The organism is Streptomyces sp. JLYT201, assembly GCF_059448825.1.
On sequence record NZ_CM182551.1, the window covers coordinates 6,246,996 to 6,261,176 of the forward strand.

Below are 14,181 nucleotides of genomic sequence, written 5' to 3' on the forward strand. Positions count from 1 at the left end.
CCATATGCTTCAGAAAGCCATCAAAATTGGGCATTCTTCGTATGTGGTGACCTTGGACGTACGGCCTCAACTGCTTGACGCGCTTTCCACCCTGCGTGAGCGTGTCGCCGCCGCACGCTTTCCGCTCCCCCTGGCGGGGGCGCCACGCGCGCGTGCCAACCGGGACGAGCTTCTCGCCCAGCTCGACGACTATCTGGTGCCCCGGCTCAGGGCCCCCGAAGCACCGTTGCTCGCCGTCATCGGCGGGTCCACGGGGGCCGGGAAGTCGACGCTCGTGAACTCCCTGGTGGGCCGTCAGGTCAGCGAGGCGGGTGTGCTGCGGCCCACGACGCGTACGCCGGTACTCGTCTGCCATCCGGAGGACCACCACTGGTTCGCGGGGATGAGGGTGCTGCCGGACCTCACGCGCGTGTGGGTGCCCCTTCAGGACGGCGAGGACGGCGCCAGGGACGGCGACGGCAGCCGCGTGTTGCGGGTGGAGACCGCCGACACGCTGCCCAGAGGGCTCGCCCTCCTGGACGCGCCCGACATCGACTCCCTCGTCGCCGACAACCGCGTCCTGGCCGCCGAACTCATCTGTGCCGCCGACGTGTGGGTCACCGTGACCACGGCCGCCCGCTACGCCGACGCCGTGCCCTGGCACCTGCTGCGCACCGCCAAGGAGCACGACGCCACCCTCGTCACCGTCCTCGACCGCGTACCGCACCAGGTCGTCACGGAGGTGTCCCGGCAGTACGAGGCGCTGCTCGCCAAGGCGGGCCTCGGCGACGTGCCCCGCTTCACCGTGCCGGAGCTGCCCGAGTCCGCGGGCGGCGGCGGACTGCTGCCCGCGACCGCCGTGGCGCCGCTCCTGGCCTGGCTCGCCGACCGCGTGCAGGACACCGCGGCCCGGGAGGAGGCGATCGCGCGCACCGCCCACGGAGTGCTCGGTTCGCTGAACTCCCGCATGCCCGAACTCGCCGGTGCCGTCGCGGCCCAGCACGCGGCCGCCCTGCGGCTCACCGCCGCCGTCGACGAGGCGTACGAGGGCGAGCACGCGCGCGTACGGGAACGGCTCCAGACGGGCGCCGTGCTCGCCGGGGACGCGCTGAAGCGCTGGCGGGCCTATCCGCTGGACTGCGGCCCGGGAGAGCTCCTGGACGCCGTCTCGGCCGGTCTGGAGACGCTCCTGGTGTGCGCCGTCACCGCCGCCGACGAGCGCGTGGACGAGGCCTGGCGCCGCGAACCCGCCGCCGGGCTCCCCAGCCTCGTCCCGCGCCGCGAGGACGGCGCGGAGCACCGCGTCGGGATGGCCGTGCGCCGCTGGCGGCGCGTCCTGGAGGAGTACGTGGAGGACGAGGTCCGCGCCCTCGACCGCATCGACAAGGGCGCCCCGCCCGACCCCGACGCGCTCACCGCGCTGCTCGCCACGGCCCTGCTCGGCGGGCGCCGGGCGCGCTCCGCGGGGGAGACCCTCGCCGAACGGGTCGGCGCCCACGGCGCGCTGCGCCTGCGCGACCGGGGCGGCCGACTGCTCACCGACTACCTGGACACCGTCCTCGGCGCCGAACGGGAGCGGCGCCTCGCCCCCCTCGACGCGCTCGGCGTCCACCCCGAACCCCAGGCCGAACTCATCGCCGCGCTGTCCGTACTGCAGAAGGAGAGGTGACCGCGGTGACCGCCGTCACGGATCACACCGACCACGCCGACCGGCCCGAAGACCCGGCCTCCCGCGCGCGGGAGGCCGACGGCATCTGGGACGACGGCCTCATCGCACGGCGGGCCGGAGCCGGTGGCAATGGCTCCCCCGGGGGCGACGATTCGGCGGGCACGGGCTCTACGGGGACGGGGGACCGGGGCGTGACAGGAGGCGAAGGCTCCTCCGCCTACGGGACGTCCTCCCCGCACGCGCACTCCTCCGGCTACGAGAAGGCCTACGACCACGACGGCCCCTATGAGGCCGCCGCCGAGGCGACCGCCCTCTACGAAGGGCCGCTGCGCGCCCGGCTCGACGCGCTGCGGGAGCTGATCGGCCTCTCCAGGACGCGGCTCGACAGCGCCACGCTCGCCGAGGCGGGGCGCGTCCTCGACGAGGCGGCGGCCCGGCGGCGGCTGTCCGACCGGCACACCGTCGTGGCCATCGCCGGGGCCACCGGCAGCGGCAAGTCGACGCTGTTCAACGCGCTCGCGGGCGTGATGATCTCCGAGACCGGCGTCCGCAGGCCGACCACGGCCGCGCCCATCGGGTGCAGCTGGACGGACGGCGCCGCGGGCCTGTTCGACCGGCTCGGCATCCCGGGGCGGCTGCGCAGGAGGCCCCTCCCGGGGACCGATGCCCAGGCCCTGGAGGGGCTCGTCCTCGTCGACCTGCCCGACCACGACTCGGCGGCCGAGGACCACCGGCGGCACGTGGACCGCATCCTGCGGCTCGTGGACGCCGTCATCTGGGTCGTCGACCCGGAGAAGTACGCCGACGCGGTCCTGCACGAGCGGTATCTGCGGCCCATGGCGGGCCACGCCGAGGTCATGTTCGTCGTGCTCAACCAGACGGACCGGCTCCCCGGGGACGCCGCCGACCAGGTGCTCGACGATCTGCGCAGGCTGCTCGACGAGGACGGCATCGCCCTGGGCGAGCACGGGGAACCGGGCGCCGCGGTGCTCGCCCTGTCCGCGCTGACCGGCGACGGCGTCGGAGATCTGCGCGAGGCGCTCGGGCAGTTCACGCGCGAGCGGCGTGCCGCCGCGCGCCGCGTGGAGGCCGACCTGGACGCGGCGGCCGCGCGCCTGCGCCCGGTCTACGCCGCCGACGCGGGGCCCGCCGTCGGCCGGGGGCGGGTCGGGCTCAGCGAGGAGGCCCGCGAGGAGTTCGCCGACCGGCTCGCGGAGGCGGTGGGCGCCACCGCCGTGGGCCAGGCCGCCGAGCGCGCCTGGCGCCGGCACGCCAACAAGGCGTGCGGCACGCCCTGGCTGCGGCTGTGGCGCTGGTACGAGGCGCGCCGCTCGCCGTTCGGGTCGATCGTCGCGCCCGTGACCCGCGCCCCCGTCGACGAGGAGGCCACGGCACGCGCGCGCGTGGAGCACGCCGTGCGCACGGTCGCCGACGAGGCGGCGACGGGACTGCCCACGCCCTGGGGGCAGGCCGTGCGGGAGGCGGCGGCACGCGGCGCCGAGGGGCTGCCCGAGGCGCTGGACGAGCTGGCCGTGCGGGCCGGGCTGCCGCGGGGGCGCCCGCCCAGGCCCGGCTGGTGGCCGGTCGCGGTGTTCGCGCAGGCGGTGATGACGCTGCTCCAAGTCGTCGGCGGGCTCTGGCTGGTGGCGCAGATCGTGGGGGTCGCGACGCCGAACCTGGGCGTGCCCGTGCTGCTGATGCTCGCGGGCATCCTGGGCGGCCCCGGGGTGGAGTGGCTGAGCCGGATGGCGGCACGCGGACCCGCGCGCCGGTACGGCTTCGAGGCGGAACGCAGGCTGCGGGAGGCGGCCTCGGGGTGCGGCCGGGCACGGGTGCTCGACCCGGTGGCGGCGGAGCTGCTGCGGTACCGGGAGGTGCGGGAGCAGTACGTGCGGGTGGCTCAGCGGGGGTGAGGGGGCCGGGGGGCGCGGGCCGACCGAGGGCCGGCCGGGGCCCGGGCGGGAAGCGGAGGGCCCCCGTCGGGTGACGGAGTTGTCCACAACCCGTGGGTACGGCACAGCGCTCAGCGGGCCCGGCCGGACCGGCGCAGTCTGGATCTGCGGTCGTCGCGACCGCCGCCGACGCGGGAGAGGCCCGCACGCGGTGCGCGAGGGAGGGGCCCGACGATGAACGACACGATGATCACGGTGGTGGGGCGGGTGGCCACGACACCGGTGTTCCGGGAGCTGCCGTCCGGCCCGGTGACCCGCTTCCGGATCGCGGTGACACCCCGTCACTTCGACCGTGAGCGCAACGAGTGGGCGGACGGCCACACCAACTTCTTCACGGTCTGGGCCCGAAGGGCCCTCGGCCTGAATGTGCAGAGCTCGCTGTCGCTCGGCGAACAGGTCATCGTGCAGGGCAGGTTGAAGATCAAGGACGAGGAGCGCGGCGGCCAGCACTGGCTGTCGGTGGACATCGACGCGCACGCGATCGGTCACGACCTGGCGCGGGGGACCTCCGCGTTCCGCCGCGGCAGGGCGTCGGCCCAGGCGCCGATGGAGCGCGAGCCCGCCTGGGAGTCACCCGCGGAAGGGACCGACCCGGGCGCCGAGAAGGCGAGCGGCGCGGCGGCGGATGCCACGGCCACGCTGCGAGCGCAGCCCGAAGCCACAGCCGACGCCCACCCGGAACCGGCCGCGGTCGGCTGAGGCGCCCGCAGACCCGGCCCCCGCGCCCAACGCCCGCCGTCCCCCTGTGAAATGAGGGGAACGGAACCATGGATTTATCGATAAGCCCAGCTCAACGGGGGCGTTGCCGATAACGATTCCGATTCGGATCGGTTGTCGGACGGTCGTACTGGGAACGGCGATGCGTCGCGTCTTTAGGATGCCGGGCGTGGCTCCGTGGGTCAGTTGATGCCCGAGTGGAGTGCTCGGCAGGTGACTCTGCTCGCTTTGAGTCTGCTGGCGGGACCCGTCCCCTCATGTGAATCGGTCCTGCCCGGAGGGGAATTCTGTGTTTGCTGCGTTGTCCATACGGGGCCGGGGTGCCGCGCGCCTCGCCGCCGCGCTGGTCGCCTCCGGGCTCGTCTCCGCGGGCGCGACAGCCACCGCGGCGGCGGCCGTGGCGACGGACGCCCCGCCGTACCGGGGCGGGGCCACCGCCACGCTGGACGGCCTGACGACCTACAGCCAGGCCGTCATCCGCGAGGACGGCGAAAGCCAGCGAGTCCCCGCGGGCCTCTTCGAGATGTCCGTGGACAACGGCGGCACCCTCCAGACGTACTGCGTCGACCTCCACAACCCCACGCAGAAGGACGCGCGGTACAAGGAGACCCCTTGGCGCGGCACGTCCCTGCACGCCAACCGCGACGCGGGCAAGATCCGCTGGATCCTCCAGCACTCCTACCCGCAGGTGAACGACCTGGCGGAGCTGGCCCGCAAGGCGGGTGCGGGCTCGCTCACCGAGGAGACGGCCGCGGCGGGCACCCAGGTGGCGATCTGGCGCTACTCGGAGAGGGCCCAGAAGGCCAAGGCTGGGGAGAAGACGGAGCAGACGGAGAAGGCCGGAAAGGCCGGGAAGGCGCAGAGGGCTGAGCGGACGGGCAAGTCGGACGGGGCGGGCCGGACCGCCGGGGTCGAGGTGGAGGCGGTGGACCCGCGGGCCGAGAAGCTCGCGGACTATCTGGAGCGCAGCGCGCGCACCAGCCCCGAGCCGAAGGCGTCGCTGACCCTGGAGCCGCCCGCCGTGTCCGGCCGCGCGGGGGAGCGGCTCGGCCCGGTGACCGTGCGGACGGGCGCGGACAGCGTGACCGTCATACCCCCCGCCGACCCGGCGAGCGGAGTGCGGGTCGTCGGCAGGAGCGGCAAGCCGGTGAAGTCGGTGTCCGACGGCGGCAAGCTGTACTTCGCCGTCCCCAAGGGCACGCCGGACGGCATGGCCTCGCTGGAGGTGCAGGCGTCCACGACCGTGCCGGTCGGGCGGGCCTTCACCGCCGAGACCAGGAGCCAGACGCAGATCCTCGCGGGCTCCAGCGAGTCGACGGTGGCCGCGACGGCGACCGCGCACTGGGCGCGCAAGGGCCCGATACCGGCGCTGTCGGCGGAGAAGAACTGCGCGGAGTCCGGCGTGGACATCACGGCGAGCAACAAGGGGGACGCGCCGTTCACCTTCAGCCTGATGGGCGCCAAGCACACCATCAAGGCCGGTGAGTCACGCACGGTGACGATCCCGCTCCAGGAGGACCAGGCCTACGACTTCACGATCACCGGGCCCGGCGGCTTCGAGAAGCGCTTCAGCGGAGTGCTCGACTGCAGGATCGAAGCCGGTGCGGTCGTCGGCGTCGGCGGCAAGGCGCAGCCCGCGCCCCAGCCGAGCCCCGCGTCGGCGGGCGGCACGTCCGGGGGCGGCGACCTCGCGGCGACCGGCGGGTCGAACGCCACGCCCCTGATAGCCGGGCTCGCGATCGCCCTGGTCGTGGTCGGCGGCGGCGCGGTGTTCCTGCTCCGCAAGAAGAACGACCCGGCCGGGACCGACAAGGCGACGCCGACCGAGAAGTGAGTACACCGTGACCGCCCCGCCACGGTGTGTGCCACCGGCCCCGGACCCGCCACCCGCACTCCTGGCGGGCGGCCCCCACGGGTCGGGCGGGCCGCACGGCTATCCGGTTTTCTCCGAGGGCTAGCCGTACGGCAAGATGGGGTGTATCTGCCCACACACTGATTGCCGGACGGTTTCTCTTGGCTGAGTACATCTACACCATGCGCAAGACGCGCAAGGCGCACGGCGACAAGGTGATCCTCGACGACGTCACCTTGAACTTCCTGCCTGGCGCGAAGATCGGTGTCGTGGGTCCGAACGGCGCCGGTAAGTCCACGGTGCTGAAGATCATGGCGGGTCTGGAGCAGCCGTCGAACGGCGACGCGTTCCTGTCCCCCGGCTTCACCGTCGGCATGCTCCTCCAGGAGCCGCCGCTGGACGAGTCCAAGACCGTCCTGGAGAACGTCCAGGACGGGGCCCGCGAGGTCATGGACAAGCTCAAGCGGTTCAACGAGGTCGCCGAGCTGATGGCGACCGACTACTCCGACGCGCTCATGGAAGAGATGGGCAAGCTCCAGGAGGACCTCGACCACGCGAACGCGTGGGACCTGGACACCCAGCTCGAGCAGGCCATGGACGCCCTGGGCTGCCCGCCCGGCGACTGGCCGGTCACCAACCTCTCCGGTGGTGAGCGCCGCCGTGTCGCGCTGTGCAAGCTGCTCCTGGAGGCGCCCGACCTGCTGCTCCTCGACGAGCCCACCAACCACCTGGACGCCGAGTCCGTGCAGTGGCTCGAGCAGCACCTCGCGCAGTACCCGGGCACCGTCGTAGCCGTCACCCACGACCGGTACTTCCTGGACAACGTCGCCGAGTGGATCCTGGAGCTCGACCGCGGCCGCGCCCACCCCTACGAGGGCAACTACTCGACGTACCTCGACAAGAAGGCCACCCGCCTCAAGGTCGAGGGCCAGAAGGACGCCAAGCGCGCCAAGCGCCTCAAGGAAGAGCTGGAGTGGGTCCGCTCCAACGCCAAGGGGCGGCAGGCCAAGTCCAAGGCGCGGCTCTCCCGCTACGAGGAGATGGCCGCCGAGGCCGACAAGATGCGGAAGCTGGACTTCGAGGAGATCCAGATCCCGCCGGGCCCCCGCCTGGGCAACATCGTCGTCGAGGTCAACAACCTCTCCAAGGCCTTCGGTGAGAAGGTCCTCATCGACGACCTCAGCTTCACCCTGCCGCGCAACGGCATCGTGGGCGTCATCGGTCCGAACGGCGCGGGCAAGACCACGCTGTTCAAGATGATCCAGGGCCTGGAGACCCCGGACGCCGGCAGCATCAAGGTCGGCGACACCGTCAAGATCTCCTACGTCGACCAGGGCCGCGCGAACATCGACCCGAAGAAGACGCTGTGGGCCGTCGTCTCCGACGAGCTGGACTACATCAACGTCGGCCAGGTCGAGATGCCCTCGCGCGCCTACGTGTCCGCGTTCGGCTTCAAGGGCCCGGACCAGCAGAAGCCCGCGGGCGTGCTCTCCGGTGGTGAGCGCAACCGCCTCAACCTGGCGCTGACCCTCAAGCAGGGCGGCAACCTGCTGCTCCTCGACGAGCCGACCAACGACCTGGACGTCGAGACCCTGTCGTCCCTGGAGAACGCGCTCCTGGAGTTCCCGGGCTGCGCCGTGGTCGTCTCCCACGACCGCTGGTTCCTGGACCGCGTCGCCACGCACATCCTGGCGTACGAGGGCGAGTCCAAGTGGTTCTGGTTCGAGGGCAACTTCGAGTCGTACGAGAAGAACAAGATCGAGCGCCTCGGCCCGGACGCGGCCCGTCCGCACCGCGCCACGTACAAGAAGCTCACCCGGGGCTGACATGGCCCGTCATCTGTACAGCTGCCCGCTGCGGTGGTCGGACATGGACGCCTTCGGGCACGTCAACAACGCGGTCTTCCTGCGGTACTTGGAAGAGGCGCGCATCGACTTCATGTTCCGGCTCTCGTCGGAGGACGGCCCGTCGTTCTCCGGCGGGTCCGTGGTGGCACGGCACGAGATCGACTATCTGCGGCCGCTGGTGCACCGGCACGAGCCGGTCACCATCGAGTCGTGGGTGACGAAGATAGGCGCCGCGTCCCTGACGGTCTCGTACGAGATCAAGGACCCGGAGCAGGTGTACGTGCGGGCGACGACGGTCGTCGTGCCGTTCGACCTGCAGGCGCAGCGCCCCCGGCGGATCACCGCCGAGGAGCGCGCCGTCCTGGAGGAGTACCAGGACGACAGCGCGGGCGGTGCGGAGGCGCTGGTCGCATGACCGTGCGGCTGCACTTCGTGGACCCGGGGGAGGCGGCGGACCTGGCCGCCTTCCTGGCCCGCCTGGTCCACTACGACAAGGCGGCCGCGGTGCGGCTGCAGGCGGCGGGGGAGACGCTCGCCGTGTTCGGGCGGCCGCCGTCGTTCGAGGTCCTCGCGATCCGGACGGCGCGGCTCGCCAAGCCGTACGAGGACGGGCTGGACACCTCGCTCGACGTGACGGTGTCCGCGGGCGAGTTCCTGGAGTCCGTGGGAGATTCGGCGGAATCGGCGGGGACGGCGGGCACGGCCGCCGTGCCCGCCGCCGTGACCGGGCCGCCGTGGGCCGGTGTGCTGCCGCCGCGGGGCGGCTGGGAGCGCGTCCCCGGCCTTCCGGCCGCGCCCGAGGTGCGGGCCCTGGTGCGGAGTGCCGTCACCGAATTCCGGGCCCGGGTGGAGGAGTTGGCGCCGGAGCGGAAGGTCAGGGCGGAGCTGGACCGGGTGGGGCGGGAGATCTGGTCCCGCGTCGTGCCGGGCACGGGGCTGCCCGTGCGGGCCGCGCACGCGGCGCAGTCGCTCGGGTTCCTGCGGGGGGACTCCCTCGACCTGCTGTCGGCCGGGGTCTGGCTGCGGCTGCGCACGCCCTACGGCTCCGTCGCGCTGCGGCGGGCGGGCGCCGGAGCGCTGTCCGTCACGCCCGCCTGAGGCGTACGGCGGGGCCGCTCAGCCCGGGGTGTTCACCATGGAGGCGGCCGCGTAGGTCAGGTAGTTCCACAGCGTGTGCTCGTGCTCCTCGGCGAGGTCCAGGGAGTCGACCGCCGCGCGCATGTGCCGGAGCCAGGCGTCGTGGGCCGCGCGGTCGACCGCGAAGGGGGCGTGGCGCATGCGCAGCCGCGGGTGGCCGCGGTTGTCGCTGTAGGTGCGGGGGCCGCCCCAGTACTGCATCAGGAACAGCACGAGGCGCTCCTCGGCCGGGCCCAGGTCCTCCTCCGGGTACATGGGCCGCAGGAGCGGGTCCTCGGCGACGCCCTCGTAGAACCGGCGCACCAGGCGCCTGAAGGTCTCCTCGCCGCCGACCTGTTCGTAGAAGGTCTGCTCCTGAAGCGTGCCGCGCGGGATCTCATTCACCTCTCCATGGTCTCAGACGCCGTGGCCGAGGACGGAAGGCTTAGGACCGCTCGCATCGGGCGGCCGGGGGCAGCACAGTGGGGGTATGGGTGCGCAAGCTCCGCTCAGGGACGAACCCGACCCCGTCGTCGCCGCCGAGGCGCGGGCCGCCCTGGTGCGGGACATCGAGGCGGGCGGTGCCTTCGACGGCGATCCCGGCTGGCGGGAGGCGTTCGAGGCGGTGCCGCGGCACGTGTTCGTGCCCTACTACTACGTGAGCCAGGCCGGGGGCTACGAGCGGCTGTGGGGCGAGGACCCCGACCCGGTGCGGCGGGCCAGGTGGCTGCGCGGGGCGTACGCGGACGCGCCGCTCGCCACCCGCGTCCGGGACGGGGAGCTGCTCTCCTCCAGCAGCCAGCCCTCGCTCATGGCCAAGATGCTGGTGGAGCTGCGGGTCGGTGACGGCGGGCCGTACGACGTCCTGGAGATCGGCGCGGGCACCGGCTACAACGCGGCGCTGCTCGCGCACCGGCTCGGGGACGGCCGCGTCACGACCGTCGACCTGGACCCGGAGATCACCGAGTCCGCGCGGCGGCACCTGGCCGTGGCCGGGTACCGGCCCACCGTGGTCACCGGGGACGGGGCCGCGGGGTGCGCGCGCCGGGCGCCGTACGACCGGATCGTCGCGACCTGCACGCTGAACGCGGTGCCGAGGCCGTGGCTGGCGCAGTGCCGTCCCGGGGCCCTCGTGCTCGCGCCCCTGGCGACGGGGCTCATCGCGCTGCGGGTGCGGGACGCCACGCACGCGGAGGGGCGGTTCCTGCACACGCCCGCGTACTTCGTGCCGCTGCGCGGCGGCAGCGGCCGGACGGCGCAGGAGCCGCAGCTCGGGGGGCTGCCGCGCCGGGCGTTGCAGAGCGAGCTGTTCCGCTTCCTCCTGGAGCTGACAGCCGGGACCCTGGATCCGTACGAGGCGCTCGCGCTGTGGCAGCGGGAGCGGCGGCCGGTGCGGGAGCGGTTCGGGGTGACGGTCAGCGGGGAGTACGCGTGGGCGTGGCTGGACGACCCCGAAGGGCCGTACGCCTGGCCGCTGTGACGGCGGGCGTACGGCCCTTCGGGGTCGTGCTGTGCGCGCTGGGGTCAGTCGCGGCGGACGGTGATCGTCGTCCAGGCGCCCACGTGCACCTTGTCGCCGTCCTGGAGCGGGACGGGGACGAACGGCTGGATGGGCTCCTCGCCGCCGTTGACCGTGGTGCCGTTGGTCGAGTTCTGGTCGACGACCGCCCAGCCGCCGTCGGGCTGCTGGACCAGGATCGCGTGCTGGTGCGATACGCCCGGGTCCTCCGGCGGCACCGACAGGTCGATGTCGGGGGTGTCACCGGTGGAGTGCCGGCGGCGGCCGATCGTGACCTGGTTGCCGACCAGCGGGCGGTGCTGCTCGGGCGAGTACGCGGGCAGGTTCAGGCCCGCGGCCTCGGGGCCGCTGCGCTGCATCATCGCCATGAAGTACTCGCGGTCGGGGCCGACGGTCGCGGTCCAGGTCCCCGGGCCCTGCGGCTGCCCCTGGGGCGGGAAGCCCTGCGCGGGGGCCTCGGCCGAGGGCGGCGAGATGACCCAGTCGTCCCCGCCACCGGTCAGCGGACCCGACGGGCCGGGGCCCGGCGGCGGGGGCCCCTGCGGAGCACCGGTCTCGCGCGGGAACGCGGGCGGCGCGGGGGGACCCTGCTGGAACCCCTGCGGCGCGCCGCTCCCCGGTCCGCCGGGCGGCGTCGTGGACGGGCCGCCGCCGAAGGGCGGGATCGGCTCGGCGGGACGGTTCACCTGCGAGGGGCGGGAGCCCTGGTAGTCGAAGGAGTCGTGGCCGGAGCCGGAGCCGGAGCCCGCGGACGGGGGGAACTGGGAACCGGGGTTCGGGTCGCCGGAGCCTCCGGGACCACCAGGCCCGCCAGGCCCGCCAGGCCCGCCAGGTCCCCCAGGCCCGCTGCCCGGCCCGCCGGGGCCTTCGGGCGCGCCGGGGCCGCCGAAGGGACGGGGGCCACCGGGCCCGCCGGGGCCTTCCGGGCCGCCGAACGGGCGGGGCCCACCGGGTCCGCCGGGACCGCTGCCAGGGCCGCCAGGCCCACCAGGGCCCTCGCCGAAGGGGCGGGGCGCACCGGATCCACCGGGGCCCTCGCCGAAGGGACGGGCGCCGCCGGGACCTTCCGGGCCACCGAACGGACCAGGGCTGCCCGCGGGGCCGGGACCACCCGGGCCGGGGCCACCGGGACCGCCAGGCCTGCCGGGACCCTCCGGGCCACCGAACGCGCCGGGACCGCCGGGACCGCCAGGACCGCCCTGCCCACCCGGACCCGGGCCGCCAGGTCCACCGGGACCGCCAGGCCCACCAGGACCGTCAGCCCCACCGAACGGCCCACGGCCGCCAGGCACGCCAGGGCCCCCGGGGCCGCCCGTTCCACCGGGACCCCCGGCCGCACCGGGACCCCCGGGCCCACCGAACGGACCAGTACCACCAGGACCGCCGGGCCCACCGGGACCACCCGGCGCACGCCCGGGACCGCCGGGCCCCTCGGGCCCACCGAACGGACCGCGTCCACCGGGACCGCCAGGCCCACCAGGTCCAGCCGGACCGCCGGGCCCACCGTGCGGACCGGGCCCACCAGGCCCGGCGGACCCGTCGAAGCCGGGCCGCGGCGGGCCGCCGGGCGCCCCGCCGGGGCCGGGCATGCCCGCGGACGTGGGCAGCGGCGGGTTCGGCGCGGCGGGCGTGTACGACGTCGCCGTGTTCGTCAGGAAGTTCCAGCGGCACTCCTCGCAGAACGGCGCGTTCGCCTCGCGGGGGGTGCGGCACTGGGGGCACAGCTGGGGCTCGCGGTCCGGCACCGCGGACAGGTGCGGGCGGCCGCCGGGCGCGGGCGGCGGGCCGGGCTGCCCGGGGCCGGGCCGGCCACCGGGCCCCGGCGGCGGATAGCCGTACCCGGCGGCCGGGGGCGGCGGAGAGGGCGGCGGCGGTACGGCACCGGCCATGCGGTGACCGCAGACCTCGCACCAGTCGTCGGAACCCGACTGGTGTCCGTTCGGGCAGGTCGGCATGTCGGCGCTTCCCCCTCTCCTTCTCCGGCCCGAGGGCCGTGTGCGGTGCTTGTCCGGTACGGGCAGACGTAGCTGTACTGCGCCGTCGTATCACGACGCTCCGTGCCGTCGTATGACGAGGGACACGTTCGCCGGCTCGTGCTACTTCTTCACGCGCACGGTCTTCGTCGAGCGCGTCTCGAGCGTCATCTCGTCGGCCTCGGCGACGCGCGCCTTCAATCGAACAGTACCTGTCGTGGCGTCCACGACGTCCACCACCTTCGAAAGCAGCTTCGCGGTGTCCTCGTTGCCGGAGGCGCTCGCGAGCTGAACGGCCCGGCCCAGCTTGGCCGTTGCGCCGTCGAGGTCGCCCAGCTTGCGGGCGTCCAGGCCCTGCTGGATCACCTGGGCCAGCTCGGCCTGGCCGGTGTAGTGCGCGACCTGCGGATTGATGGAGGTGGACGCCGCCAGATCGTCGGTCCACACCGCCCGCACCAGGCCCTGGGACAGCGTCTGTACGGTGCCGTCGTGCTGCGGCACCACCAGGGAGACGCGGGCGGCGAGCATCTCCTGGCCGAGCTCGGCGCCCGGGACGCGGACGCAGACGTGGTAGTCGCGGGACTCGTCGCCCCAGGACCCGGTCGGGTAGTCGCCCGCGCGCGGCCCGGCCTCGGTGCGCCGGTCGGTCAACTCCTCGACGGTGGGCGCCACTTGCTTGACGAAGACGATCTCGACGCCCATCGGGGTCCACAGCCGCAGGCTGACGTCGGCGACCTCCTTGCCCATGGCCGTCTCCATCATGCGCGTGAAGTCGTCGGCGAGGCCCGCGGGGTCGGCGACGATGTCGGCGGTGCCGAGCAGCGCGGAGGCGATCCCTGTGACCTCTTTCACCTCCCAGTCGGTGCCGACGCCGCGGGCGTCGCAGGTGAAGCGGCCCGCGCAGGCGTCGAGGGAGGCGCGCAGGGCGTCCGGCGACTCGTGTTCGTTGCGCCCGTCGGTGAGCAGGATGCCGTGCCGTATCGACACCTCGGCGGAGGCGAGCAGCCGGTCGGCAAGGCGCAGCCAGGTGCCGATGGCGGTGCCGCCGCCCGCGCTGAGCTTGCGCAGGGCCTCCTTGGCCTGGGCGCGGGTCTGCGGGCCCGCGACGGCGAGGCGGCCGCCACCGGGGTAGACCTCCTTGGCGACGTGGGTGCCGCCGATGACGGCGAAGTGCACGCCGTCGCGCAGGGCGTCCACGGCGGCGGCCGTGGCGTCGCGGGCGCCGCGCATCTTCGTCGGCGGGTAGTCCATGGAGCCCGAGCAGTCGACCATGATGGCGACGGCGGCGTCCGGGCCCTGGCCCGCCGCGTACAGATGGGGCGCGCTGACGGCGGAGCCGATGGTGCCGCCGCCGGTGGAGGTCACCGTGGCGATCGCGTTGACCTCGCGGCCGCCCTCCGGGAGGTACTCGTTCTGATAGACGTCGACGGTGAACTGCGGGACGCTCGACTTGAAGAAATTGGCCATGGTTGCTGTTCCCCCCTGAGACGGTTCCCACGGCGGTCCCACGGTGTGGGCGCGCGCATGAAGTACGGGTGCACGGCAGCCCGTCGGGGC

At 74.1% G+C, this 14,181-nt stretch carries 12 protein-coding genes; 9 read left to right on the top strand and 3 right to left on the bottom strand.

The window, feature by feature from the left end; genetic code table 11:
* The first annotated feature begins 43 nt into the window (after positions 1 to 43).
* From AC5WAM_RS26235 to AC5WAM_RS26265, 7 genes are all read left to right on the top strand, one after another.
* A complete protein-coding gene (locus AC5WAM_RS26235; protein WP_366790392.1) occupies positions 44 to 1,648 on the top strand; it encodes a dynamin family protein in 1,605 nt (534 codons plus the stop codon).
* Positions 1,645 to 3,561 carry a YfjP family GTPase gene (locus tag AC5WAM_RS26240; protein WP_495518988.1) on the top strand — a complete coding sequence of 639 codons (1,917 nt, stop codon included), beginning with the start codon at positions 1,645 to 1,647 and terminating at the stop codon, positions 3,559 to 3,561. Before AC5WAM_RS26235 ends, AC5WAM_RS26240 begins: the two co-directional genes overlap by 4 nt.
* Before the next feature lie 213 nt (positions 3,562 to 3,774).
* Complete coding sequence (locus AC5WAM_RS26245) at positions 3,775 to 4,299, top strand: single-stranded DNA-binding protein (protein ID WP_366790393.1); 525 nt, start codon at positions 3,775 to 3,777, stop codon at positions 4,297 to 4,299.
* Between the two features lie 307 nt (positions 4,300 to 4,606).
* Positions 4,607 to 6,151, top strand: coding sequence for a Cys-Gln thioester bond-forming surface protein (locus tag AC5WAM_RS26250; RefSeq protein WP_495518989.1), 1,545 nt, complete (start codon positions 4,607 to 4,609; stop codon positions 6,149 to 6,151).
* A gap of 179 nt (positions 6,152 to 6,330) precedes the next feature.
* Positions 6,331 to 7,995, top strand: a complete 1,665-nt coding sequence (ettA, locus tag AC5WAM_RS26255) for an energy-dependent translational throttle protein EttA (protein WP_138959796.1) — start codon at positions 6,331 to 6,333, stop codon at positions 7,993 to 7,995.
* 1 nt (position 7,996) lies between these two features.
* The gene (locus tag AC5WAM_RS26260) at positions 7,997 to 8,431 is read left to right on the top strand and encodes an acyl-CoA thioesterase (RefSeq protein ID WP_366790395.1); all 435 of its coding nucleotides are present in this window, start codon (positions 7,997 to 7,999) and stop codon (positions 8,429 to 8,431) included.
* Positions 8,428 to 9,114, top strand: coding sequence for a DUF8185 domain-containing protein (locus AC5WAM_RS26265; RefSeq protein WP_366790396.1), 687 nt, complete (start codon positions 8,428 to 8,430; stop codon positions 9,112 to 9,114). The genes AC5WAM_RS26260 and AC5WAM_RS26265 overlap by 4 nt, the downstream gene beginning before the upstream one ends.
* 18 nt (positions 9,115 to 9,132) lie before the next feature.
* On the opposite strand, the gene AC5WAM_RS26270 is transcribed toward AC5WAM_RS26265, so the two are convergent.
* The gene (locus AC5WAM_RS26270; protein WP_366790397.1) at positions 9,133 to 9,537 is read right to left on the bottom strand and encodes a globin; all 405 of its coding nucleotides are present in this window, start codon (positions 9,535 to 9,537) and stop codon (positions 9,133 to 9,135) included.
* A gap of 85 nt (positions 9,538 to 9,622) precedes the next feature.
* On the opposite strand from AC5WAM_RS26270, the gene AC5WAM_RS26275 reads away from it, so the two are divergent.
* Entirely contained in the window at positions 9,623 to 10,612 is a 990-nt protein-coding gene (locus AC5WAM_RS26275; protein ID WP_366790398.1) for a methyltransferase domain-containing protein, read from the top strand.
* A gap of 44 nt (positions 10,613 to 10,656) precedes the next feature.
* Here AC5WAM_RS26275 and AC5WAM_RS26280 read toward each other — a convergent pair whose 3' ends face one another.
* On the bottom strand, positions 10,657 to 12,240 hold the full coding sequence (locus AC5WAM_RS26280; protein WP_495523655.1) for an FHA domain-containing protein: 1,584 nt from the start codon (positions 12,238 to 12,240) through the stop codon (positions 10,657 to 10,659).
* On the opposite strand from AC5WAM_RS26280, the gene AC5WAM_RS26285 reads away from it, so the two are divergent.
* Entirely contained in the window at positions 12,239 to 12,484 is a 246-nt protein-coding gene (locus AC5WAM_RS26285) for a hypothetical protein (RefSeq protein WP_249402289.1), read from the top strand. The two genes, AC5WAM_RS26280 and AC5WAM_RS26285, sit on opposite strands and share 2 nt — an antisense overlap.
* A 263-nt stretch (positions 12,485 to 12,747) precedes the next feature.
* Here the strand turns inward: AC5WAM_RS26285 and AC5WAM_RS26290 are convergent, their stop codons facing one another.
* Positions 12,748 to 14,091 (bottom strand): vWA domain-containing protein, encoded by a 1,344-nt coding sequence (locus AC5WAM_RS26290; protein ID WP_495518990.1) that lies wholly within the window; start codon positions 14,089 to 14,091, stop codon positions 12,748 to 12,750.
* Positions 14,092 to 14,181: the final 90 nt, after the last annotated feature.

Bases quoted from the DNA above. Each gene is read 5' to 3' on its own strand.
- AC5WAM_RS26265 (WP_366790396.1), top strand. From the start codon at position 8,428: ATGACCGTGCGGCTGCACTTCGTGGACCCGGGGGAGGCGGCGGACCTG.
- AC5WAM_RS26245 (WP_366790393.1), top strand. From the start codon at position 3,775: ATGAACGACACGATGATCACGGTGGTGGGGCGGGTGGCCACGACACCG.
- AC5WAM_RS26280 (WP_495523655.1), bottom strand. From the start codon at position 12,240: ATGCCCGGCCCCGGCGGGGCGCCCGGCGGCCCGCCGCGGCCCGGCTTC.
- AC5WAM_RS26290 (WP_495518990.1), bottom strand. From the start codon at position 14,091: ATGGCCAATTTCTTCAAGTCGAGCGTCCCGCAGTTCACCGTCGACGTC.
- AC5WAM_RS26260 (WP_366790395.1), top strand. From the start codon at position 7,997: ATGGCCCGTCATCTGTACAGCTGCCCGCTGCGGTGGTCGGACATGGAC.
- AC5WAM_RS26285 (WP_249402289.1), top strand. From the start codon at position 12,239: ATGCCCGCGGACGTGGGCAGCGGCGGGTTCGGCGCGGCGGGCGTGTAC.
- AC5WAM_RS26275 (WP_366790398.1), top strand. From the start codon at position 9,623: ATGGGTGCGCAAGCTCCGCTCAGGGACGAACCCGACCCCGTCGTCGCC.